Origin of the sequence: Stenotrophomonas oahuensis (assembly GCF_031834595.1) — a bacterium.
In the GTDB taxonomy this organism is placed as follows: domain Bacteria; phylum Pseudomonadota; class Gammaproteobacteria; order Xanthomonadales; family Xanthomonadaceae; genus Stenotrophomonas; species Stenotrophomonas oahuensis.
On the sequence record NZ_CP115541.1, the window covers coordinates 101286 to 125078 of the forward strand.

The 23793-nt window shown below is 63.4% G+C and carries 23 protein-coding genes; 2 read left to right on the plus strand and 21 right to left on the minus strand.

All coding sequences use genetic code 11. The features are described 5' to 3' along the window. Positions 1 to 156: 156 nt before the first annotated feature. Together PDM29_RS00480 and PDM29_RS00485 are read right to left on the minus strand one after the other, a co-directional pair. Positions 157 to 561, minus strand: a complete 405-nt coding sequence (locus PDM29_RS00480; protein ID WP_311191963.1) for a response regulator — start codon at positions 559 to 561, stop codon at positions 157 to 159. Beyond that, positions 558 to 1559 (minus strand): HWE histidine kinase domain-containing protein, encoded by a 1002-nt coding sequence (locus PDM29_RS00485; protein ID WP_311191964.1) that lies wholly within the window; start codon positions 1557 to 1559, stop codon positions 558 to 560. Before PDM29_RS00485 ends, PDM29_RS00480 begins: the two co-directional genes overlap by 4 nt. Positions 1560 to 1708: 149 nt before the next feature. On the opposite strand from PDM29_RS00485, the gene PDM29_RS00490 reads away from it, so the two are divergent. Further along, the gene (locus PDM29_RS00490; protein ID WP_311191965.1) at positions 1709 to 2182 is read left to right on the plus strand and encodes a DUF2442 domain-containing protein; all 474 of its coding nucleotides are present in this window, start codon (positions 1709 to 1711) and stop codon (positions 2180 to 2182) included. Positions 2183 to 2207: 25 nt separating this feature from the next. On the opposite strand, the gene PDM29_RS00495 is transcribed toward PDM29_RS00490, so the two are convergent. Next, positions 2208 to 2540 (minus strand): low molecular weight protein tyrosine phosphatase family protein, encoded by a 333-nt coding sequence (locus PDM29_RS00495; protein WP_311191966.1) that lies wholly within the window; start codon positions 2538 to 2540, stop codon positions 2208 to 2210. Continuing rightward, positions 2537 to 2737: a hypothetical protein gene (locus PDM29_RS00500; RefSeq protein ID WP_311191967.1), complete on the minus strand. Its 201-nt coding sequence runs from the start codon at positions 2735 to 2737 to the stop codon at positions 2537 to 2539. The genes PDM29_RS00495 and PDM29_RS00500 overlap by 4 nt, the downstream gene beginning before the upstream one ends. 182 nt (positions 2738 to 2919) lie before the next feature. Between PDM29_RS00500 and PDM29_RS00505 the strand changes: the two genes are divergently transcribed. Beyond that, complete coding sequence (locus PDM29_RS00505; protein ID WP_311191968.1) at positions 2920 to 3108, plus strand: hypothetical protein; 189 nt, start codon at positions 2920 to 2922, stop codon at positions 3106 to 3108. 136 nt (positions 3109 to 3244) lie between these two features. Here the strand turns inward: PDM29_RS00505 and PDM29_RS00510 are convergent, their stop codons facing one another. The 17 genes from PDM29_RS00510 to PDM29_RS00590 all read right to left on the minus strand — a co-directional run bounded on the left by PDM29_RS00510 (position 3245) and on the right by PDM29_RS00590 (position 23741). Further along, positions 3245 to 3661, minus strand: coding sequence for a hypothetical protein (locus PDM29_RS00510; RefSeq protein ID WP_311191969.1), 417 nt, complete (start codon positions 3659 to 3661; stop codon positions 3245 to 3247). Between the two features lie 1120 nt (positions 3662 to 4781). Then, a complete protein-coding gene (locus PDM29_RS00515; protein WP_311191970.1) occupies positions 4782 to 6080 on the minus strand; it encodes a PAS domain-containing sensor histidine kinase in 1299 nt (432 codons plus the stop codon). A gap of 389 nt (positions 6081 to 6469) precedes the next feature. Beyond that, positions 6470 to 7495 carry a hypothetical protein gene (locus PDM29_RS00520; RefSeq protein ID WP_311191971.1) on the minus strand — a complete coding sequence of 342 codons (1026 nt, stop codon included), beginning with the start codon at positions 7493 to 7495 and terminating at the stop codon, positions 6470 to 6472. 790 nt (positions 7496 to 8285) lie between these two features. Further along, on the minus strand, positions 8286 to 8672 hold the full coding sequence (locus tag PDM29_RS00525; protein ID WP_311191972.1) for a hypothetical protein: 387 nt from the start codon (positions 8670 to 8672) through the stop codon (positions 8286 to 8288). 3 nt (positions 8673 to 8675) lie between these two features. Further along, the gene (locus PDM29_RS00530) at positions 8676 to 9668 is read right to left on the minus strand and encodes a hypothetical protein (protein ID WP_311191973.1); all 993 of its coding nucleotides are present in this window, start codon (positions 9666 to 9668) and stop codon (positions 8676 to 8678) included. Next, positions 9665 to 13270 carry a hypothetical protein gene (locus PDM29_RS00535; RefSeq protein WP_311191974.1) on the minus strand — a complete coding sequence of 1202 codons (3606 nt, stop codon included), beginning with the start codon at positions 13268 to 13270 and terminating at the stop codon, positions 9665 to 9667. The genes PDM29_RS00530 and PDM29_RS00535 overlap by 4 nt, the downstream gene beginning before the upstream one ends. 3 nt (positions 13271 to 13273) lie before the next feature. Further along, positions 13274 to 13690: a hypothetical protein gene (locus PDM29_RS00540; RefSeq protein ID WP_311191975.1), complete on the minus strand. Its 417-nt coding sequence runs from the start codon at positions 13688 to 13690 to the stop codon at positions 13274 to 13276. Continuing rightward, positions 13687 to 17454: a Laminin subunit alpha-2 gene (locus PDM29_RS00545; protein WP_311191976.1), complete on the minus strand. Its 3768-nt coding sequence runs from the start codon at positions 17452 to 17454 to the stop codon at positions 13687 to 13689. Before PDM29_RS00545 ends, PDM29_RS00540 begins: the two co-directional genes overlap by 4 nt. Continuing rightward, positions 17454 to 18059 (minus strand): hypothetical protein, encoded by a 606-nt coding sequence (locus PDM29_RS00550; RefSeq protein ID WP_311191977.1) that lies wholly within the window; start codon positions 18057 to 18059, stop codon positions 17454 to 17456. The genes PDM29_RS00545 and PDM29_RS00550 overlap by 1 nt, the downstream gene beginning before the upstream one ends. A gap of 82 nt (positions 18060 to 18141) precedes the next feature. Next, positions 18142 to 18945: a phage tail tube protein gene (locus PDM29_RS00555; RefSeq protein ID WP_311191978.1), complete on the minus strand. Its 804-nt coding sequence runs from the start codon at positions 18943 to 18945 to the stop codon at positions 18142 to 18144. A gap of 10 nt (positions 18946 to 18955) precedes the next feature. Then, positions 18956 to 19447, minus strand: coding sequence for a hypothetical protein (locus tag PDM29_RS00560; RefSeq protein WP_311191979.1), 492 nt, complete (start codon positions 19445 to 19447; stop codon positions 18956 to 18958). Continuing rightward, the gene (locus tag PDM29_RS00565; RefSeq protein ID WP_311191980.1) at positions 19440 to 19763 is read right to left on the minus strand and encodes a hypothetical protein; all 324 of its coding nucleotides are present in this window, start codon (positions 19761 to 19763) and stop codon (positions 19440 to 19442) included. The genes PDM29_RS00560 and PDM29_RS00565 overlap by 8 nt, the downstream gene beginning before the upstream one ends. Positions 19764 to 19851: 88 nt before the next feature. Next, entirely contained in the window at positions 19852 to 20340 is a 489-nt protein-coding gene (locus tag PDM29_RS00570; protein ID WP_311191981.1) for a lysis system spanin subunit, read from the minus strand. Next, positions 20337 to 20675 carry a hypothetical protein gene (locus PDM29_RS00575; protein ID WP_311191982.1) on the minus strand — a complete coding sequence of 113 codons (339 nt, stop codon included), beginning with the start codon at positions 20673 to 20675 and terminating at the stop codon, positions 20337 to 20339. Before PDM29_RS00575 ends, PDM29_RS00570 begins: the two co-directional genes overlap by 4 nt. Further along, complete coding sequence (locus PDM29_RS00580) at positions 20675 to 21106, minus strand: structural protein P5 (protein ID WP_311191983.1); 432 nt, start codon at positions 21104 to 21106, stop codon at positions 20675 to 20677. Before PDM29_RS00580 ends, PDM29_RS00575 begins: the two co-directional genes overlap by 1 nt. A 78-nt stretch (positions 21107 to 21184) precedes the next feature. Further along, positions 21185 to 21550, minus strand: coding sequence for a DUF2190 family protein (locus PDM29_RS00585; protein WP_311191984.1), 366 nt, complete (start codon positions 21548 to 21550; stop codon positions 21185 to 21187). 70 nt (positions 21551 to 21620) lie between these two features. Next, positions 21621 to 23741: a ClpP-like prohead protease/major capsid protein fusion protein gene (locus tag PDM29_RS00590; RefSeq protein ID WP_311191985.1), complete on the minus strand. Its 2121-nt coding sequence runs from the start codon at positions 23739 to 23741 to the stop codon at positions 21621 to 21623. Positions 23742 to 23793: the final 52 nt, after the last annotated feature.

The window sequence follows — 23793 nt, forward strand, 5'->3', positions numbered from 1 at the left end:
TGGTGAAATACGTCATCATTTCACTGAATGTGTGACCGTTGCCTCAGTTTCACCCCATGGTCACAATGATGACGTCCCACACAACAGCAAGACCGCCATGCGCGCTTTCGTTGCCAAGCAGCACCCCGCCCTGCTGAAGGTCTATTTCCTGGCCTGCTACATCATCCTGATCGAGGAAGTGGTGCGGGCGCTGACCTGAGGGCCCATCTCGGCGAGCTGGTGCTCCAGAGCCTCCAGGGTGCGTTTCAGGTCCACCACACGGAATGGCTTCTGCAGGCACACGTGGCCGCGGAACGCTTCATCCACTCCTTGCTGCCCGTACCCTGTCGCAAACGCGAACGGTATGCCGCGCGCCTCCAGTTCATGGCCCACCGGCGCTGACGATGTGCCGGCCAGATTGACGTCCAGCAATGCCATGTCGACAATCTGATCGCGCAGGATCAGCATGGCCGCCTCCACACCCGGCGCGGTATGGACCACGTAACCCAGGTCAACCAGCTGATCCTCGATCAGCATCATGATCAACGCTTCGTCCTCAACCACCAGTACGTTCCTGCTCATGTCAGCTGTCCCTCCTCCAGGTTCGGCTGCGGCATCCACAGGTGGCAACGAACGCCGTCCGGTGCAAATGCCAGTTCGACCCCACCGCCGAGGTCATGTTTGAGTCCCCGTTCCAGCAGGCGCGAGCCGAAGCCACGTTGCGCCGGCTCGTGCACGGCGGGGCCACCGTACTCCTGCCACACCACTTCAATGCGTGGATCGCCGTCCAGATCGGTGCTGGACCACTGCAGGCACACCCGCCCCTCGCGGGAGGAAAGCGCGCCGTACTTGGCCGCGTTGGTACCCAGCTCATGCAGCGCCATCGCCAGGGCCAGCGCACGGCGCGGATCCAGCCGGCAGCTGTCGCCCGCCAGCTGGAACTGACCGGGGGTGCCGTAAGCGTCCATCGTGGACTGAGCCAGGTCGCGGATATCGGCGCTGTGCCAGTTTTCGCGAGTCAGGATGTCGTGCGCGCTGGCCAGCGCGACCAGGCGCTCCTCGATCTTGGCGTTCGCATCCTCCAGCCCGGCCGCACTGCGCAGGGTCTGCCGCGCAATCGACTGCACGGTGGCCAAGGTGTTCTTGACCCGGTGATTGAGCTCGTTGATCAGCAGTTGCTGGTGCTGCTCATGACGCTTGCGCTCGGTGACGTCGCGGGTGCTGCCGGCAATGGCCTCGACCTGTCCGTCGGGCCCGATCACCGGGGTAAAGATGTAGTCGTAGATGCGCACGCCCAGCGTGGCATGCGGGAACGGTACATCACCGCGGATCGGCTGGCGGGTGGCGATCACCTGTTCGATCTCGCGGTCATGCATGGCCGCATGCCACGGCTCATACCCGATCTCCAGGCAGGTCTTGCCGATCGCCTCGTCCCAGCTCATCCCCCACATCGTCAGCAGGGCCTTGTTGGCGTAAATGAACCGGTGTTGCAGATCGAACACGTACGACAGATCGGGCGTCGCCTGCAGCAGCGTCTCGTAGATGCGCCAGGTTGGAGTGTCCTGTTCCGGCTGGAGCACGTGCTCGGTCCCCTTGGATGGGCCGAATCTAGAGCGGTGGCTGTGAACGGGGCATCAGGGTTCGGAGGAGACTTTTCCGAAAGTGCAATGGTTGCACTGGTGTAACCATTGCACCATGATCTTGATCACAGGACGGCGGAGGGAACTCCATGAAGCAGCCGCATTTCGTCATCATCAAAGTCAGCTCAATGCGGCCCGGACGACTGGCGATTCAGTTTGCTGATGGATGGTCGGGTGAAGTCGATCTCAGCGACGTCATTGAGAAGCACCCCACCCTGCAGCGATTGAAGCAGCCGGAAGTTGTTTCCAACGTCACTGTCGACGAATGGAGCCGTGGTGTGATGTTCGCCGGCGACGATGACTTGACCTTGGCCAGTGACAACCTTCGCGCTTTGGCCATCGAGCAGGCTGGCGATTTTTCCTACCAGCAACTCATCGGCTGGATGCATCACCGTGACCTGTCGTTAGAGACCGCGGCGCAGGCGCTGGGGATCAGCCGCCGCATGCTTGCCTATTACCGCAGCGGAGAACGGCCAATCCCAAGAACGGTGGGGTTGGCCATGCTGGGCTGGGAGGCGATGGAGAGCGGCCATCATCTGAACGAGTACGGCTGTTTGGCCTGAGCTGTCACAGCAAAAGGAACTGCGCTCAGACGGCCTGTGCAAGGGCAGTACTCACCCTCTCATCCAACAGCGCCATCAGCTCCGGATCCATGAAGCGATAGTCGTCCGGAATGCCCAGACAGTGCGGCTGTTTGTAGACAAGCAACCGAGGGAAGGCCGCGAGCAGGCGATGCACGTGCTTGTCCTCCATCACGAAGATCACATCGGCCCAGCGGATATCCGCCGGGCCGATGGGTCTGCGCGCATGCGGACTTGTACCCGCCGAGCGTGCGTCGAATCCGTCGCGTTGACCCCACATTGCCTCGGCGGTGGGGCTACGCAACTGGTTGCGGCTGCAGACGAACAGCAGGTTGATCATTGCTGCTCCAGCAGTTTACGCGTGGTCACGATCGGATAGTCGAAGCCCAACTGCTGTGCCCGCACGCACTTGGTGCGACGGCCATACATCATCTTCCACTTCTTTTCGGGCTTGTAGGTCGTCGACTTTGCGACGCGATCTCCGCCCGTTTGACGCGCGCGGAAGCGCCGCCAAGCGCGATCTCTCTTAAGTTCCATGAGTCTGCTCTCGTGAGTACCGGGTTCAGCAGCCGCGGTAGTACGAGTGCGCGCATGGTAGAGCGCAGCGACGGGAGGGTCAACCGCAGCGCCGACCGGTCGGGTCGGCAGAACAGATGCTTGACGGCCGCCAGCACGGCCCTGATGATCGCCCTATTCATCCACGTGTGCCAGGACGGACCATGTCGGGACTCATCGGCGAGCTGATCGAAGGAATAGTGGACTTCGTCACCGACGTATGGGTGGCACGCCGGCTGCGGGCGAATCGCGGACGACCGGAACGCTCGCTCGGCGACGACGCCGCGAAGGTAGCCGTGCTGATCTGCAGATGCTGGGACTGGGCCTGCTCGCCCTGGTCTGCGGTGCGGTGATGGTGCTCGCGCTGCGACTGCCAATCTGGGTTGGCGTGCTGCCTGCGGTCGCCGCGGTGGCCTACGGCGTATACCGATGGATGCGGATGGTGCGGGAGTAGTACCTGATCGTACGAGGCAAATCGCAGTTGGAGCGCTATGTCAGGGCTTCGGTCTCTTGTGCCTTGCCGAACCAGAAGTCGTTCGATGGCAGATGCAGCAGTCCCAGCGCCGCGAGCTTGATCGCGCCTACGCACCAGTCGAGAACGTCGAGCTGATCAAGGTTCGGAATGTAGGAAAACAAACCCAGGATCGCGACGGCGGTGTACACCGTACGTGCCCAGCGTTTTCCCAACAGAATCAGAGCCAGCCAGGCAAACACCAGCAGGTAGATGACAGCAAGCGCGGTGTAAGGCAGCCAAAGCGCTACCCCCAACGTGTTGGAAACGTCGGCCAGTTGCCAAATGGCGATCGCATGTGTTGCTACCAGCAATGCAATTGACAGCATCAAGGCGCGGGGAACTCGACGGTCCATTTTTTCACCCGCCGGAAAGTGAATCCGGGAAACAGTCATGCTGCCCGAACGGGCGGTGGTGGTCTACGGTGCGTACCGCTGCTTGTGAGGATTTCCCGACCCAACGAAAAAGGGCTCGAACGCGAGGTTCAAGCCCTTGATCTTCACCAACAATGGTCGGGACGGCCGGATTTGAACCGACGACCCTCTGCCCCCCAGGCATCGCTCCTGACAACCTTAAGCGCTTGTCTGCTCAGTGTTTTTTGATCAAATTGCCTCTACCGAACATGGCAATTGGTGTCTTGTTAGATCAATGGGTTACACCGCATTAGGGTGAGCCCGTTGGTCTTGACGCCGACCTCGGGGCGTTACCTCAGTAGAAAGCCGCTTCGTCCGGATCCGCAGGTAGCAGCCCCCGCTGCATTTCTTGTGACCTGTCCGAGCGACTTCTAGAGGCAACATTCAGCTCCTGCTGGGTTGTCCATCTAACTCAGACTCAACGAATTACGTGGGTCGCCTGCCGCGTGTCCCCTGCCTCGTTTCAGTCACCTGCGAATCCGGCTTGCATTCTGAACTCTGAGAAGTGGCGGACATCCCATCGCTCAACAATTGGGGTCACCATGCCCGATTCTTGGTGAAGGACCAGCGAATTCCCAACTGGGAGATGTTCAGGGGACGCAACAAGTTCACAAAAGAACCCCCGCCGCCCGCTATGGCGGTAGCGAAGCGACGGAGAAAAGCTACTGCCGGATTACGGAAAGACCCGCAATGAGGGGCTCAATGCAGGTATAAGAAAGCCTGGCCCCAGATGCGAGGCGGGCTGAGGGAGCAGCCGCCGGAGAGTCACCCCGCACCTGGGATTCCGCCAGGGTGCGAGCCACCGATGTCTCCCCGCACTAAGTTGAAATCTGCTATCGATGTAGTGAAGGCTACGCGAAAATCGCAAAGCGGCGATACGGACCTATACGAGCCGCGCCTGTCGGTCGTCCCACGACTTGACGATGAGCTCGCCAGCGAGCTTGCTGCCCTGCCCTCCACCTATCGTGTATCCGATCTGTAGCGGCACCTTATTGAAGCCAGTGCGAAGGGTAAAAGTTGCTCTTGCGACTCAACAAACCTGATGGCGCAAGACAAAAGCATAATCCTTTGACCCGCGCATGCAGCGCTCTCGGATGAAGCTTTACGCGACCCGAGGCAAGGCGAGTTCAAACGTGGTTCCTTTCCCAACTCGGGAAGTTACCGTCACAAATCCCCCGGCTTGGGTCACGGCGCTATGCACCTGGGGCAGCCCCAAGCCTGATCCTTCTCCTACGCGCTTGGTGGTGAAATAAACTTCAAAGATGCGCGACAGCACCTCCTCGCTCATCCCCGCGCCTGTGTCAGACACCGTCAACGTGAGATAGCGCCCGGCAGAACGCGAGCCGTTTGATTCCTCAGGAGCAACTACTCGATAGCCGGTCCGAACATAGATGACGTCTTCAGGTCCACAAGCATCGCGAGCGTTCACGACGAGATTCAGCAGCGCCCTCTCGATGGTGTTACGGTCAACCATAGCGCAACAGGTAGCTTCGCCAGGCTCTATGACCAAGTGTGCCCTAGAGCCCACCGCTTGGGTCAAAAGGACTTCCATTGCCGTCACCAACTGATGCAGATCAACCGATTCAGGAAGATATGGATGCTCTCTCGCAAAGCCCACCAGGCGCTGAGACATTTCAGCCCCCTGCTGCAGCGCAAGTTCCGCAGCCTTTAGCAGCCTAAGGTTGTTTTCCGTCAATTCACCGCTATCCACTACCAAGTCGACAGCAGTGGTTGCCGAATGGAGAAAGTTGTTTAGATCATGAACGACGCCAGCCAGCATCTGACCTACAGCCTCTCCTTTTTGAGCGTCCAATAGGATTAACTCAGCGGCTCGTTGCGCGGCCACTGCGAAGTCTCGCAACCGAGTCGCCTCAAAATGACGGACCTCAAGCTGCTGATATGCCAAGTTGGTGGCCAGCAATCGGGCTTCGCTGGACTTTAGATTGTCCACGAGTGCCCGCTCTCGGCGCATTGCCGATTCAAGTTCAAGCCTCCCGACATCTGGGCCTCTATCGAAACTCTCAACAAGAAGAGCTGACGCCCGGCTCGCCTCCTCCAAGGAGGTGAAGTCCGTACTGACGGCGAGAATGGATTCGACTCGCCCTTGCTCTGTTATCGGACGAACCTTGACACGCCAAACCCGGCGTACACCATTGAAGTCCGGGCAGGCTGCCTCGAACTCGGAGTTCACACCTTCTGACGCTTTTCTAAGGGCTTCATCAATCAAACTTCTCTCGGAAGCAGGCCAAAGATCTCTCCAGTGCTTTCCTACCACCTGTGATGCGTGTTGGGCACCCAAGAGTTTTAATCCCCGACCATTCACGGCGGCGACTACTCCATCAAGGTCTATTTCCTTGATGCAGTCATCCAGCATCTCCAAGATTTGCCGATACCTGTTCATGAAGTCCTAAAGCTGAACGCGTTTGGGTACTGGCTATTCTCGCAGCCTTCACGCGGCCTACACCAAACAAATTTGTCGACGACAAGCCTGAATACGCTGAACGGTTCACCTTTGGCACTAGATCAAACGCGTCTGTTGCACCTCTATTGCTCATTGGATACGACTTTTATATCTCAACCTCCAATAGAGGCAGATTCGGCGCGGCTTCTATCATTCGCCCATCTCGTACCCAAGCGTTGTATGGAATCGCTTGGCTGAGTTGGCCGACTACGCGCATCTGCGCGCCATCGTACGTGGTGAGGCTGCTGGTGCCGTCCGCATTGTGCGCAGTGACCGTCCCAAGCAGTCGCGCCTGACCGCCCAGCAACCCATTGAAGTTGTCCCACAGTTCAGTCCGCATCGGTGTAGTGCCTCTCCAGGGTGATGGTCTGCTCGATCACGACGGCCTTATCGTTGGTTCGCGCCTCGGTCCGTGCGGCGATACAGAGGCCGTGCCACGTGCCCTCTTGCCCAACCACCTCCACCAGGTCGAGCGGCTTCACTCGCCCCACCTCACCAGGCCGGAGCGGTCCGCCGAACAGCGGGATGACAAGCTCGACCAACGCCTGCTCGCCCCTGTCCGACAGAATGTTGCGACCGCGCTCGGTGCCGGCCGCCGCCGTGCTGATGAGGGGACTGCTGGCCTGCGGCGCGAACAGCTGCCCCGCCTCACCACTGCGGCGCACTTTACAGGTGACGCCCTTTCCGGCCAGCTCGCCGGTGACCACCACAGCGTCGTAGAGCGGCGCGCTGCGCATCTGCAGGCTTTCGTTGCTGACCACGTCCTCATAGACCACGTGGTCAGGCGTGCGCTCCTTCCAGTGCCAGGGACTTTCGGGGTAACGCGCGCGCACCTGAAGCGCCTGGGCAGCCGGATCTGACTGCACTACCCCGCCACTGGCCTCGGCGAGGCGGCTGATGGCATCCAGCGCGGTGGTCGCGTCATAGAACCAGGCTCCGGCCGGCACCACCCAATCCACCGTGTCATAGGACGCGGTGAACCCGGTATCTGCCAGTTCCTCGGTGACCAACTGGGCCACGGACCTGTCTTCTGTGGTCACCTTCACCCTGCCCGGGGCGTAGGGCGCGGCCAACAGTGCTGTGCGGGACCGGCCGGTCAGATTGATGCCACTGCCGCCCCACTCGCGACGGGTGCTGTAGCTCTCCACCAGCGCCGTCCAGACATAGCCATTGAGGGTGACCTCCACCTGGCGCGGGCCGTCCGCTGACGGCTTGAGCAGGGACAGCTGCGAGGTGTCGGCCAGCTCGAAGTCGAAGGTGGAACCCCAGGCATCGCAGCTGGTGTTAATGGAGACTCCGGCCATCTCGATAGGCAGGCGGTCCGGCAGGCGGACCACTGAGATACTGTTGATCACGACGTATGTCCTTTGATGAGGGCGCACCACGTAGCACGCAGCGACGCCCAGGTTCAGGGCGGCCAGGCCGCGTGTGCGAAGCGGCAGGCAGCTGAGGTTGAGTCCCACGCGCGCACCAGGCGTGCTGTAGGGCGGCGGCTCCGGCTCAGGCTCCGGCGGCGTAACCGGCGGCCGCACGATCCAAGGGAGGGGCTTCGCAGGCCCCCAAGGCAGGTCCCGCTTGCTCTCCCAACGAGACGCCACCTGCCAGGGCAGCTGACTCCTTCGGGACGTGATGGAGGCACTCCCCCATCGCATCAGCAGCTGCTGCGCCGTGGCGCGCAGCGTTCGGTATGGGAGGCGCACCGCCTGCCGCACCCGGCCACTCGAGCGCCATGCGAACCCGACCGCCGCATGGTGCCGGTCCATGGCTTGCCAGGGGACCGACACCGCCGTGCGCTGCTGTTCCATCCGGGCGGCCCAGCGAAGTCCGGTGACGCCAGCAGAAGAAGGGGCGAACGTCCAAGCCAACGACACGGACGATCGTGCCGACGGCTGCTGCGGCCGCCAGCCGACCGAAGCCGAAGCGCGGCCTGAGCCGGCCTGCGACCATGCAACGGTGGCAATCCGGCCCATGCTGAGGCCGGGTTGCCAATACAGACCGACCGCCCGACGCAAGGTAGCGTCGGGCTGCTCGGGCGGATCCACGCTGCTCCACTCCACGCCGAGGTTGAGTGCGACGTGTGAGCCGGCGGCCAGCGAGAGCGGCCCAAGGTTGAGGGAGACGCGCCTCCCGTCCGTGGCCACCGCGCTACTCCTCGACGGCTGGGAGCACCCAGTCCTGGATGGCCGCGTTCTGCATCCCCGTATCGTCGTAGCCAATCACCGTCATGGGCAGATTCGGGTCAAGGCGGTCAATCCGCCAGGTGCCGTCAGTATTGCTCATCGTGCTGGCGATACAGATACCGGTACTCCGCTCCAGCACGTGGATCCGACCACGAGCCGGCTGATTCAGAATCCGGAAGCGCCCGTCGATCTCATCCGGATCGTTCCCCGCCGGTCCCTCGCCCGCAAGAAACCCCGGCCCGGCAAACAGCTGGCGTGTCGATGGGCGCATGCCCATCCGCACGGCAAGGCTCGCCGGCACCAAACGGACGAGCGATGCCCTGAAGCCCATTCTTGCTGCGGAAATCGGCATGAGTTACCACTCGCTAGAGATGTCGATAAGCACCTGACCCATGTACGACTCGTTTGGGGACACCTGTTCAGACTGATACGTCTTAGCCAGCAACTCCGTCCCAGGCGCAAAGCCCGCTACGTCCCTCAGCACGGACATGTCAGGGAACGGACGCCTATGAAGTGGGGCATACAACCCGGGCATGAAGCCGCGGGGCATCATCGCGGCTTCTAGCAGTACCACTGGCGCGTACAGAAGCCCGTTGTTCACCGGGTAAGGATATGGCGGGAAATTGTTATCCATGCCAAACCCGCGAGTCAGCGTTTGTCCGTCTGCATACAGATTGCAGCGCAACGAGCCAGGCACGCCTTGCGAGGTTCGAGCCAGGAAGCAGTACGTCGTCGTGTCGGAAGACGGATTACTGTTCATGGTGGACACGCAGCGGAGACCGTAGCCAATGGTGTTGGACGCCTCCGTATCCGATCCTTTGTAGGAAACCACGAAATTGTGACGGTCGCCGGGCTTGAGTGAGGAGATATCGCCTGCATAGTGCGGATGCATAGACGCAGCCGCGTAGCTGGCAAATGCGTTGTACGTATCAATGAAGAGGTAGAAGAACTTCTCATTGCCCACCGCGACCCATGCACGCCCTTCGCTGCTGGCAACGAAGGATTTTTCCCATCGCGATCCCGCCGCCTTGAGCGCCACCGACGGCGTCGCATCCGTACCCGTATCAATGTCGGTCATGGAAGAGTAGCCGCGCACCAGCGCCGAACGCTGCGCGGTGTCGTCCACGCGCAGGTAGTAGCCCGTCCCATTGAGCACGGAATTACGGTACGCCCTCACATTCGTGCCGGTGAACGCCTTGGTCCATCCCATCCCGGGCTTGCGATTGGTCCCGCTGCCGTACCCATCCACCAGCAGCAGGTCCAGCAACGCCACCAGCGCACCGGGGTCACCGGACAGCAGCGGTGCGCCCGGGTCAGAACTCTTGTAAACAGTAGGGGTCAAGCTCATGCGTTATCTCCGGAAACGTTGCCTACTACGAGGAAGCGGGTGGAATCCACAACGCCCTCGGGAGCGCCTGGAAGGGTCGTGCGGACCAGCCACACCGGGGCCAGGCCGCCGATGGTGTTGAACCGCACGACGTTGTTGGTGGACCAGCCCGCACCCCAGCCCTGCCGGCGGATCGTGAAGTAAGGACGGTTGGTGCGCGGGTTGATGGGGGCGCAATCCACGCTGATGCTGCCGGTGGCAATCGTGCCCACCGTCTCGCCGATCACTTCAAAGCTGGTTGCATTGGTGAAACGGATTGCCCAGCGTTCCGTGATGGCGTCGCTGTTGGTCAGCACCAGCGGGAAGTCGGTGTCGTTGTAGGTGCCGGGCGCGGAGCTGCCCGCCGGCAGGTCGCTCCACGTGTTGCTCCACGCGGCCTGGTCGAACAGGTTGACGACGCGGGCCTGCAGATCCAACGAACCATTGGCCTCACCCAGTCGCAAGGCTGTGCTGATCATGGCCTCGCCGGCCGGATAGTCGTGACTGAGTCCGTTGTTCAGCTCGATTTCGCCGGTGATCTGCGGCTGCACCACCAGGCGACGGTCTTCAATGCGCTCTGACACAACGATGGGCAGCTGGTAGGCGGAGAGGTTCAGCGGACTACTGAAGGTCAACCGCCCCTGCTCGAGGTCGTAGGTGTACCAGGCGCTGTCTACCGGGACGCCCAGGGCGTCCACAACCTCCACGGCCGCGACGCGCGTGCGGCCGAAGGCCACAACCTGATTCGCCTGCGGCGAGGCGATGCTGTGCTTTACGGTGTGATGGACCAGCACCGTCTGCCCCGCCTTGAAGGCAGGCACGCGGCCATCGGCGGGCAGTCGGACCGACTCCAATCCGATCACCACGGCGGAGAGCGGGATCGAGCGAAACACCACCGCACCGATGAAGATGGTGCCGGGGAGCACCAAAGTGGGCTTCCAGACCTGATCGCCCACCACGGTCGCCGGATCATACCAAGGCTGACCTTCGTTGCCGGCGGCGGGCACCATCTGCCCGAAGGAGACCTTGGCTACACCGGTCTCCCAGTCAACCGTACCGGTGATCTGCCCCCCGTTGATGTTGCCGTTGACATCGGTCGTGGCAATGAGCTGCTGCCCATCGACGGTGACCGCCCGCATCGTGAATACCCCCGCCCGCAGCGGCGAGCCGGGGGCGCGGAAGTACACACTGGCCGTGCCCGGATCGGCTACGCGCGTAAGCAGCGACTGGATGACCACCGTATTGGCACCGCCGGCCGACCACTGGGTGAGGTTCACCGCCCCTGCGGCATAGTCAATGGAGCCACCGTACGTGCCCGCCCCGGACACCGGATCGATGTTGTAGTACAGGCCGCCATTGCGGTCGACATAGGTCCGCCCCTTGTAGGTGAAGCGGACGCTGCCGGGCACGATGCTGTCGCTGATCGTTGGCGTGAGCAGCAGCTGCACCGGCGGCAGCGGGAGCGCCTCGGTGGAGGTAGTCTGGGTTTCACCCGCGACCATCCAGCCCAGCGAGATCAGAGTGCCCGCCGAGAAGATCGCCTCCACGTCCTTGCGGTGGTAGCCGATGACCTTCAGGCCGCGACCGGTCACCACCTCATAGATCGGTATCGAGACAGCATGCACGGTGAACTTGCCGGCCTGCAGGTTCAGCGCACCGGTGGCGTAGTTGATCGAGCCGAGCGTCGCCGTCAGGGACTGCCCATCAATCTCAACCCCGACGACATTGCCCTGCCCGTCGTCGCGTGCCGTGACACGCATGACCTGGGGCGCACCGGGAAGCCCATCAGCGCCCTTGTTGACCGAAATCAACCAGTCCAACCGGAGGCTACCGGCCGACACCGGTCCCTCCGGAATCTGGATTGGAACGACGCCGGACGCATCGGGCACAGGCTGCACGGTCAGAGCCAGCGCCTGCCCATAGTCATACTCACATGCGAGCTGGCTGTCCGCGTCAGGCAGCGACACCGGACGGATCATCACCTCGCCGGTGGCGTAGGTGATCGACCCTCGCACGGATGCCCCGATCAACAACCGGCCCGCACCGTCATCCGTGACCAGCACATCGTTGCCACCCACGCGCAGGGTGAACCGCGCCGTGCCCGGCACCACGCCGTCGTTGCCAAGCAGGAAGTGCAGCGCCGGTGGTTCAATGGCCGCATCACCGGCCCGGGCCTCAGCCAGCACCGGCGTGCCCCAGCTGGTGAGCACGCTGCTGTCCAGATCCGGCAGCGCGCCGGCCGTGAGCACCACCGCACCGGTCGCGTAGTTGATCGAACCACTACCCTGGCCCGGCTTTCCCACCAACTGGCCCTGCCCGTTGTCCTGCAGGCGGTTCCACTTACCCAAGGCGCGGTAATCCACAACCACCGTTCCCGGGGCCGGCAGGGGGGCGATCTGGAACAGCCAGTTGTAGCCCTGGTTGTTGCGGGTGACCTCCACCTGGTCGGAGAAGCCCTGCGCCACGATGGCACCCGCTGGCCGCGCAGTCACGCTGATGGCCGTGGAACCCACGTTGTTGGCGCTTACCATCGTGATGGAGCCGGCCTGGTAATCCACAGATCCCGACCAGGGCGAGGAACCGGTGGAGGCCAGTGCCCCCTTGCCGTCATCGGTCAGCTCGACACTGCCGGCCACAACCCTGACCGAGCCGAGCACCATGGGCGTGCCCAGGAAACGCGTAACGCCGACACCGGCCGAGAAGCCCGAGGAGAAGTTCAGGGTCAGCGCACCAGCGGCACCGGCCGGCACGTAGCTGATCGTCCCCAGACCTGCCAGCACGTCACTGACCGGCGTCTCGGCCGTCGAGGTGGGCACGATGGTCACGTATGGGGTGTCGACTTGGACCATCAGATCGCCCGGCTTGGCCGCCGTGGTCAGGCGCTTGACGCTGTGATAACTGGTAGCGTCAACCACGTTGGTTTCATAAATGCGGGTCGGCGGCTTGATGCTGGTCTGCCGAATGGCCTCCTGCCCGGGGAAATCAAACAACAGTGCGGTGACGGTCTCGATGATGATCACGTCACGATCAAACGCGCCCTGATCGTCATGGAAGGTGCTGGTGGTACGCGAGAGGACGCTCTTGACGCGGATGTACTGCTCGTTGGCCGTGTAGCCTGGCGCGCTGACAAACAGGCACAGGTTGTCGTTGATATCCGGGCTGGGCGCGTCCTTCATGCAGTAGAACTGCACAGACATTTGCCCGGCGTAATGGTTGCTCAGCAGCACGTAACGGGATTCGACGTTGCGGGTGATGTATCCCTCTACCCGGTTACGCGCGTCGCTGCGCACGTCGCTGTAGCTGCCGGTGGCAAACATGCTCACCTGCACCTTCGGGTCCGCCGGCGGATCCAGCAGCACGCCAATTACATCCTTGAGCACATCGGTGCCCGGGGTGTCCACGTGCACGAACATCTTGCGCAGGGTTGCGCGGCCGGTGGTGCGCTCTTCGTCGCCGATGTCAGGAAACAGGTTGTTCATCTGCCCGTCCATCACCTCGGCCTGGACCATCCGACCACCGCCATCGGGGTTGTCGGTCAGGCGCTGGGACTGGCGCATCTTGATATCTGTTGCGGAAATCGTCATGAGTTACACCGTCATCAATCGCAGGGTGATGGAGAAGTAGTCGCCGTCCAGCGCGGGCACGGCATAGTTGATGGGGACGGCTTCGAGCGCAGCGCCCTCCAAGCGCCGCCAGCGCACCTGGAACGTCCGTTCCCCGGTGTTGTGATCGGGCATCACCAGCTGAAGGGAACCAACCCGGGGCTGTTCCTCGCTGGCCTGCAGCTGGCGCAGCACATCCAACGTGATCGGGGCGATGTAGGTGTTGCCCTCGGTCTGGGTCTGCAGCGTGATCGGCCTGCCGGCCTGAAGCGCCGACTCCTGGACGATCCGCGCACCGGTCAGGCTGGTCTTCACCTGCTGCCCCACCCGCCACGCGGTGAATTCATCCGTCCACTGCAAGTCCGCCGGCAGCACGATCCCGGCCAACAAAATGCGACTCATCGGCGGCCTCCCGCGCGTACCGACACGCTCTTGCTGCGCGCCAGCTTGTCCATGACCATGGGCACGACCAGACCCGCAATGCGTTCAGCCTGCTCACGATCCGCCGCAGAGGCACTCGCAGCCACGCTCCGGGTGGGCGCGGACCATTCGATCCTCAGGACATCGCCTCCAGCGCTGCCACCACTGCCTTTGCTGACGCGCTTGGCGTCCGCCTCTGCCTGCAGCGCCGCCTCTTCCTGGGCAGCATCCAGCCGTGCCCGGCGCTCTTCCGCAGCGGCGCGGCGGCGCTCGGCGTGCTTCGCTTCGATCTGCTGTTCGATCTGGAGCACTTCCTCCAGCTCCCCCTCGCCCACCAGGTCGAAGCGCTGCGCCAACTGGCGGCGCTGCTTGGACAGTTCGTCCATACCCTGCAGCACTTCCGCTTGTTCCTGCTTGTAGGCTTCCAGCTCACGGCGCTGAGCGGCCAGACCGTTCCAGATGTTGGCGAACTGCTGCAGGCCGCGAGGACCGCCGATCTGGCTGAGCAGTTCACGGGTCTTCGCGGAGATCGTGCCCATGTTCATGGAGAAGCCGCTGGCAGCTGCGGATGCCTTCGTCAACGTACCGCTGGCACCGCCTGCCGCCGCCCCTACCGAGGCCACGCTGCTGGCCGCGTCTGCGGCAGCGGTCTGTACCTGCTCCATTGCCTGAGTCGCCTGGGCACCGCCCTGGGCGACAGCCTGGCCTGCGGCAGCGCCCGCTTCGCCCTGCCGCGACAGCTCCTGGTTGGTGGCATAGGTGGCACCCTGCACCGCCAGCTGGGCATCGACCTGGTCGCGTTTCCATTTATCGCTGTTAGCAACCGCCGCCCTTGCGGTGTTGGAGTAAGCAACGAACGCGCGGCGCACGTCTTCAATCGCGGCCTGACCCCGCGCCGCGCCATTGCGGATGGCCTCAAATGCGTCTTTGGCCGCGTCACGCGCCGCGTCCAGCGAGGCCTGGGACTGGATGCCCAACCGGCCGAACTCATCGTTCAGCGGGTTCATCGCGTTGGTGATTTCTCGGATGCGGGCATTCAGGGCTGCTGCCGAACGCTCAGCCTGGTCGAAACCAAGCTTTCCCTGCTGCCCGGCCGCCTGCAGCTGTGCGCCCAGCGCCTTGGCTTCATCCAGTGTGGCGACATTGCCAAGCGCGGCCTTGAACGCCGTCTCGATCTGGGCGCTGGTGGCAAGCGCGTTTTCTACGACCGTTGCGAACGCGGCATTGGCGTTCCGCCCAGCGGCGGTGAAACTCATGCCCATCCGCTCTGCGGATACGCCCAGCTTCGTCATCGCCGCCAGCAGGGTCTGTTCCAGCACCACGGTGGTGTTGGTGGCCGCCGATGGCAGCGAGGCGAACGCAGCCTGCGCTGCGGCCTGGAAGCGGGACAGCTCTTCGCCGCTGAGCTGCTGCAATGTGGCCATCAGGCCGTCGCGGACATTGCGGGCCGCCCCGGCTCCCTCTTCTGCGATGGAAGCCAGCGCCAGCGCAACGTCACCCAGCGCATTGGAATCAGTGTAGTTCAGGCTCTGGAAGAGCTTGCCAATCTCAGTGACGGCCAGCTTCGAGTCACGGCCGATGCCCTGGAGCTGGTCCACCACCAGCTGCGCGCCAGCACCGATACCGGCCTTGAGCGCGTCCCCTGCGACTTTCGAGCCAGCCGCGAGCGCCTGGAACCCCGAAGCGACTTCAGCGAGCCTCGCACGCACCTGTTCCAGCTGAGCCAGCTGCTCCTGAGTGGCAAGTCCCATCTCCTGCTGGGTGTACAGGTAGCCGAACTGGGCGCTCAGGTACTGCTTCAGACCCTCCAGACGGGTCTGATAGGACTGGCGCTCCTGCTCGCCCAGGGCGGCCACCTCCGCCATGGACTTCACCGACACCTGTCCGAACGAGGCCACCTCAACGGCCAGGGATTTGTAGGCGATGCCCTGGAGATACATCTGCTCGCGCATCTGACGCATGAACTCGCCGGCCTCTTTACTGGCCTGGCTGTTCTTACCCAGCTCCTCGCCCAGAGCCTCGCCCATGCTCTGCAGGCCCTTGGTCACCAGCTCGACGCCCAGCAGCGCCACGGTGATCGGCACAGCCGTCGGCAACCGGCGCAGGATGTTGCCCAGGGTCAGTGCACCCTTACCGGTGGCATCCATGGCCGCCGCGCTTGCGAGCTGCGCCTTCGTAGACGCAATCAGCGCGATGCGCCATGTGTTCATCTGCACAATCGCGCGGACAATGGCGAAGGTGGCAAACGCCTTGCCCAGGGTGATCAGGGCACTGCTGTGCTCGACCACCCAGGTGGTCGCAGTGCGGGCAGCACTCGCCATCGCCACGATGGCATCGGCCGTCTGCCGTGCCCAGCGAGTGAGGGTGCCATCTTTCGCCAGCCGGTCTGCCAGCTCCAGCATCTCCTGCAGCTGGCTCTTGAAGTACGTCAGTACGCCCTGGTCGGCGACCTCCTGCTTCCAGTCCTTGAAGCGTTCGGTCGCCGCCTTCCACAGGCCAGCGATGGTGCCCACCTTCGCCGCTGCCGCCGCGCCACCGTAGGATTCTGTCAGCAGCTCCAGAATGATGGTCTGGGCTTCAGCCACGCGGCCGGTGGCCTCCAGCTGGGTGATCAGCTGCTTCTGGCTGGCGGTCAGCGTGAACCCCTGTTTGCTCAGGGACTCCATTGCCTTGGAGGGTGTCTGCAGTGCCTTGCCCACCACCTCGGCCGACTGCTCCAGGCTGATGCCCAGACGCTGCGCCTGGTCGATGGTGATCTGCATCGCCTGCGGGAACTGCTCACCGACGATGTTGGTGTAGGACAGCATGCGCACTTGCGCTTTGGATATCTCGCCATCATCGAACAGCCCGCCCTGCAGCTGCCGGCGCATCTGGGCCAGTTGGTCGGCGGTGAACTCGCCTTGGCGACCCGTGGCGGCCAGGGCCGCCTCCAGCTGGCCCAACTCCTGCTCCGCATCGCTACCCTCGGTAACGATGCTGCGGATGCCATCAACGATCTTGCTGAACCCGATGAAGCCCAGCGCAGCAGCCGCCACGCCCTTGAGCTTGTCCATCACCGAGCTGGTGGCACCGGCGGCCGCCCCGAGCTCCACTGTGTCCCGCGTGGCCTGGTTGGCACGGTCGCGATAAGCCTTCAGTGATTCTGCCGCGGCAGTGCTGGAACGCGCCTGCGCCCGGAACTGTTCATCGCTGTCCTGGATCTGCTGGTTGCGGCGACGCGTCTCTGTGGCGGCCTGGGCCGACGCCTTGGCCTGTTCGGTGAACGCCTGCGCAGTCCGGGTTGCCTCGGTACGCAGGCGCTGCTGGCCGGCGGCCAACTGGGCAGTATCTACGCCCAGCTCCCGCAGTTCGCTATCGGCCTTGGCGACCGCCTCCCATTGCTTGTTGAGGGATGCCTGCAGCTTGTCGCCTTCCGCCCGGAGCGACTTCTGCTCCTGCAGCAGTTCGCGCGACGGCTGCGCCATCTCGCCGATCTGAAGGCTGAGCGAATAGGCGGCGCGCTGATTAGCGTCGTAGCGCTGCTCCAGCTCGCTCAGTGACTGCATCATCCCGTCAAAGGCATTGGCCTTGCCGGCGGTGGTGTTCAGTTCGACCAACCTGTCAACCAGCTTGGCCGTGTCTGCGCCTGCATCCTCCGTTGCGATGCCCATCTGCTCGAGGGCGACCCGCAGCTGATCGACGCCCTCGGTGCCACTGGTCTCAAGGACCAGCCGCAGTGCTTCCTCGAATGCCGCCGTGCCTGCCATCAACGCTTCCTCTTTCGTGCCAGCTCCAGCTGACGGATCAACTCGCTACTGCGGTACTGGTTCATCTCGCGGGCCAACTTGCTGGCGACGATCTCGTTCTCACCCATCACCATCTGGAAGGCGCTCGCGCCGCCCAGAATCCGCAGCTTGCGACGGCCATCGCGGCCGGATGGAGCCGTGGCGTCGCGGGAGAACTGCCGCACCACGATGCGGCGCTGGCCGCCAATGCGCGCGATGAATGCCGAGGTGTAGACCTTGCGCTTTCCCACCTGGATGCCGGCGGTCGCGCCCGGGGTCTTCCGGCCGCCCCACCGACCGTTGAATGCGATCAGAGAAAGCTTCTGAGTGGATGCCCTGAGCGACAGATACTCCGAGCCTTCAACCTTCCCCGACCGCACGCTGAAGCGCCCCTTCAGGTCACCGGCACGGACCGTGTAGACCTCTCGGATGGCCTTCTTCGCCGCTGGCTCGAAGCGACGACGCACCGACGCGATCGAGCGTGAGTCCGCCTTGGAAATGGCCGCCTTCGAGAGGCCATCCACTCGGGCGGCCAGCCGGGCCAACGCGCCGATATCGGTCTGTCCGAAGCTGTTGAACTTCGCCACTATCGGCCCCCGCTCACGTCAAAGCAGGACGGCACCACCATGGGTGCCGCCCGGAGCAGACCGCTGTCGGCCTGCGCGCCCATCAACCTGCCGTCTGCTCGTACAGGTCGAAGGTGTAAAGCGCGGCCTCTTCCGAGCGGAAGATGACAGGGCCGGTGAGCGTCACCTGGAGCGGTTCGTCGCTGAACCAGTCCACGTCGCCATCCACCGTCAGATCCACCTGCGGGATTCGGAGCAGGCCGTTCTCGCCGCTGATGCGGTCCTGCACGTCGCCCAGAAGCATGAACGACTTGTTGGGCACCGCGCCGCCGTTAATGGCGGTGTGCAGGTAGCTGTCGAACGAGTAGCTGACGGTCAGCGGATCCCCGTGCGCGATCTCCCCGTCACCCAGCGGGATGAGGATGCCCTGACGGTTATCGATCACGTAGTCCGTGCCAGCTTCCAGCTCCACGTTGCCCTTCTTGACCACCGGAGCTGGCGTAGCCAACACGAAGCGGTGCGGCAGCTTCACTGGGGCATCCTTGCTGTAGACCGTGACGGGCTGGTCAACCACGGATCCGGCTTCCACGGAGGCGGTGACCGCGCTGCCGTACAGCACACGCGCCAGAATGGCGGCCGGGACTTCGAGCGCGACGATGCTCACGCTGGTGGCACCGGGATTGGCGTCGGTATGGATGATCTGGTTGTAGCGATCATCGCGACGCTTGCTCTTGATCTCGGTCGTATCACCCGCTTCGTAGCTGAACGTGAGCGAGCTTTGCTCCAGCGGCTTGTTCTTGAACTTGTCGTCGGTGTCGGGGATGACGGCGATCCGGTTGGGACCGGCACCGAACTCATACAGGCGCAGATCGCCGGCAAACTTGCGAACCTTGGGCTGGGTAGCCATAGGGAATCTCCTAGGGGTTGGTCACGGGCTGGAACACTTCGGTCAGACCGGCCCGCGCGGTGATCTGAGCGACAACACTGGAATGGCCGGTGTCGTCGGTGACCTCGGCCAGTTGGGAATCCACAACCTCGAACGAGGTGAAGCCTTTGGGCAGTTCGCGGACGTCGAGCATCAGGACGCGCATCAGGTCCTTACGCGCACGGTGTACCAAGCGGGTTGGGCGGGCTTCGTCCTGATTGCGCGGCACGCTGAACTCGATCACCACCCCCACATCCGACGTAGCTTGGACGCGACTGGCAGACGCGCCGCTGATGCGGTCAACGATGATCGCGGTCGCAGCCGTGTCGATGTTCGCCGGCGCATCTTCATCGTCCAGGATGATCAACCCTTCACCGAGTTTGGTGTGGAAGCCCTCGCCCTTGATCATCCTGACGCGCGAAGCCAGGAACTCGACCAGTCGCCAGGTCTCCGGCTCAGCCAATGCAGCCACCTGGTCAGCCATTGCGCACCGTCCAGCGGCTCAGCGAGCCATCGTCTGAGACGATCTTGGAATTGGTGTAGGCAATACCGTCGATCTTCACCTTGCCGCCTTGAACCAGCACGAGACCGTCCCTGCACACGTAGGCAATTTCGACCCGGTTGGCGACGAACTGCCGCAACCCGCCGATGGTTTCCACATCTCTATCGACATAGACCTCGCAGGGAACAGCCGTGGAACTACCGGGTGCGGTGTACTCACCCACTTCCGCCATACCCGCACTGGCAAAGCCCGCATGCAGGGCGGCGTCCAGATCAGCCAGAAACTCGCGCTGGCTCATCGGCCTACCTCATCCGCACGGCGACCAGCCACCGAGAACGCCAGCGCCACGGCGAGGACCACGAAAGCCAGGACCTGAAGGAATACGGTCACGGCTCACCTCCGCACTGGCGGGCGTAGGCCTGCAGCGCCCTTACCTGGGCGTCACACTGATCGGCGGCTCCAATAATTCGGCCCGCACTTTCGTACCGGTCGTCGACTCGACCATCAGACTGGCTGGCGCTGGCGACGGCCTGGGACAGTGCGGCGGTGTGGACGGCGGCCTGCCAGCGGACGTGCAGCCGGCTATTGCCAGCACGCAACTCAGCGACCAGGCGGTCGGATTCGGTCTGGGCATTCGTCTTCTCCTTCTCGTAGCGGGCGGCCAGCGCGTTGGCGGCCTTGGCGTCGGCCCGCTCCTTCGCGACCACGGTGGTGAGCTGGCCGATCTCGGACTGCGCTGCTGACAGCTCGTCCTCGGCCGACTTCTGGCCGGCAGCAGCGGATGTGGCGCTTGCCTGCGCCTTCCAGACGCTGCCGCGCTGCCAGGCGATGACGCCGAGCAGCAGGACCAGGGCGATGGCAAGGGCGCGGATCATGCTGAAACTCCCTCGGCATCCGGAATCACTGCCCCTAGCCCGCGCAGCACAGACTCCAACTGGAGGATCCGCATGCGCAGCTTGCTGGCTTCTTCCTGCGCCCGAAGCCGCATATCGACCTCCTGCTGAAGGCGCTGATCTTGCGTGGTGAGACGGTTTTCCAGTGCCTCGACACGCTTGGACAGCCCTTCCACCAACTGCACATTGGCGTCCGTCTCGGTCCTTTCCTTCCGGCGCGAGAGCATCGCACCCCAGGTCTCGCGCACAATCCAGAAGGCCAGGAAGCTGCCAGCCAGCCACCACGGCGCACCTTCACCCACGTCCGGGCCAGCCATCAGTTCAGCGCCTCGTTCACACCCTGCTCGATCACGGAATCGGCCCAGAACAGTCCACCGTTCTCGTGCCGGGCAATCGCGCGGACCATGCGGAACAGGGTCACCGGGCGCGACAGAGACACGATCTCGGTAGCACCGACGCCAACCTCGTTGGCAACCTGGCGTACATATGCCGAGGTGTTGTTCTCAACCGGCGGTGCCCAGCGGTTAATCATGTCCCGGACGGTGCGCAAGCCATGCTTGCTCTGATACGTGAGCAGGGTCTTTGCCAGGGCGCGGAAGCCGGCCTCGGGCGTGTTGAACACACAGAAGCGCCGCTCCTCCGCCAGGGCGGCGGCGGAGCGGTCTTCGCCCTGCCACACCACGGCGGTGCGGTCGATGTTGCCCGGGTTGTTGTTGCGCACGCCACGCGGCGTATCGGCGCTGTTCATTGTGATCCCCTTGACCGTAGTGGAGTGCCGGCATCGCCCACGCCATCCCGGCGCATGTGGGCGATGCCGGCCAAGCTGTTACGCCCCGCCGGCGTCGCCGGCTTCCGCCGTTCCGGGGGTCAGGCGAACGTGGACGTTCAGATCACCGGCGTCAGCGGCGTTGACGGCAAATCCAATGTTGGCGACCTCGTCCGCCCCAGCCGCTGCCGAAATCGCCTGCCGTGCGGCGGTATCCCAGTTCACCGATGCGCCGACGGCGAAAACTGCCGCAGGAAGCTTGGGCAGCAGGAACACGCCTTCAACGTGAACGGCGATGAGATCGCCGACCTTGCCGTCAGTGACGGCGACACCGACGAGCTTGCCCTCGACCACCAGTTCGCCGCTCTTGGCGTCGCTGGTCAGGGTCAGGTCCAGCACGCGGCCGTCCTGATATGCGTTCTTCATGGTTGGTTCCTCAAATCAACTTGGATGGCGGCCATGCGGACCAGGTAAGGCCGCATGGCTGTTCGCGAGATCAGGCTTCTACCGGTTCCGGCTTACCCGGGTTCTTGTAGATGCCCCGGTAATCGGCAATGGCAGGAGCGGCGTCGAGACGAACCTTCCATGCAACGCCATCCATGTCGAAGCCCTGCTGCTGTTCGAGGTACGGCGTCTGATTGCCTTCGAGGTAGCCCACCACGATGCCGTCGACGTATGCCGGATTGGCGATGCCATACCACGCCTCGGCGCTCTTCTCATCGAGGCGACCGTGGTCCCACACCTCGAACGTGTTGCGCACGGTGTTCGGGTCCCTCTCCTTGCCACTGCCAACGGCGTACTCGGCGGTGCGGACTGCACGCGCACGCTCGCCCAGAGCCACCGGAGTAAGCAGACCCTTCATCGGCACCTGGATGAGGTTGTCGTCCTTATCCTTCTGGCGACGCATCTTCGCCTGCATCGCACCAACGCTGGCGGTGCTGATCAATGCGGCCTGCAGGAGGTTGTTGTGGTCCGCGTGGAACAGCGTCTTGCCGTCAGCCAGGACGGGATTGCCGTTGATCAAATCGAAAACGGCCTTGGCGAGCGTGCGGCGGGCGGCCTGACCCAGCTTGCGCGGCACATCACTGAAGATGCCCAGGTCATCGTTGATGATCGCCTGACGGGTGATGGTGAACAGCTTGCCGTAGGTGACGATCTTCATCGCCTGCGACTGCTCGCTGAAGGTGCCCTGCTTGTACTTACCACCCTCCGGCACGACGTCCAGATCCGAGAACGCGCCCAGCCCGACCAGGTTGGTGGGCTTGAAGTCAGGGACGCTCACAGCGCGGGTGAATTGGTCGAAGTTCTCCTCTGCCTCTTCGTAGCCCTTCAGAACCGCGCTGCGCGCAGCATCGCCCAGCAGCGCCGGGAAATCCGAGGTACTGTGCGTGAACGCCATCCCTACGATCTGCATCCGATCCATGCCGGTAGCACGGGCACCCGTGGCCTCGACACAGGCGCGAGCAATCTCGCTCATCGTCATGCCACGGTAGGGGTTGCCGTCAGCGGCCTGCACCAGGCCAGCGCGGGCCTGAATGGCATTGGACATGGCAGCGCGGGTCAGATCGCGCTGATCAGTGCCGGCGGTGATCTGCGCGCCACCGTTGAGCGGACCAGCGCTGGTGGCCAGCAGCGCCAGGATGTGGCGACCCACTGCGTCGGCGGTCACGTTGGTGTCGGCCTGCGCCATCACCCCCTCGACGTACTCGCGCACCTGGGCGTTGCCCAAGTGCGGGGTCGCCATCGCCTGGATCTGAGTATTCCGCTCACGCAGCGCGGCCATTGCAGCCTGCACAGGGTCGGCAGCGGCACCTACCGGTGCCGGGCTCACCGCAACGGGGGCGACCGGCGGCGTGGTGGTGGTGACGCCTGCCGGTGCCGGAGTCGAGCGGCCGGCATTGGCGAGGATGTGGCGGTACTGCTGGTTCATGGTGGGATCCTCGATATGGCCGATCACGGCCGACTGGCTGACCTCAGAAAGAGAGGCGAATACGGTGGGAGAAAGGGACGCGGCGATGTGGTGGCGCAGCTGGGCGACGACCGGCGATGCCGCGCCGTCGATGGACTGGAGGTAGCCACTGATGGCCACCGCCGATGCACCGGCGAGGCGAGCGCTGGCCCCGCCGTCGGCATCGATCACCACATCGGCCAATCCGGCATCGACCGCTTGCGGGCCGGAGTACCAGTGATCCACATCGTCGGTGAGCAGGCGCTCCATCTCTTCGCGCCGGCCGGAACGGGCTGCGTACGCCTCCAACATCGCGGTGGCGTGAGCATCGAGCGCATCAGCGTTCTGGCGGAAGGCGGTGGCACTTCCTGCGGCCATGGTGCGGGGCGCATGAACCATAACCAGGGAGCTGGCATACACCCGGCGCTCATCGCCCGCCTGCAAGATCAGAGACGCGATGGAAGCGGCCTGGCCTTCTACGGTCACGATTTTTCGGGCCGCATGAGACTTCAACGCATTGTGGATAGCCAGCCCATCGGCGACCACACCACCCACGCTGTTCAGCCTGACGTGAATGGTGGACGCGGTGATCTGCCCGATCTGTTCCACAAGCTCACTGGCCGATACCGATTCCTCGAACAGGAATCCGCCGATAGCGCCGTAGATCATTACGTCCGCCGTATCAGCCTCGGCCCGGACCTGATAAAGCGCCGGCCCCAGC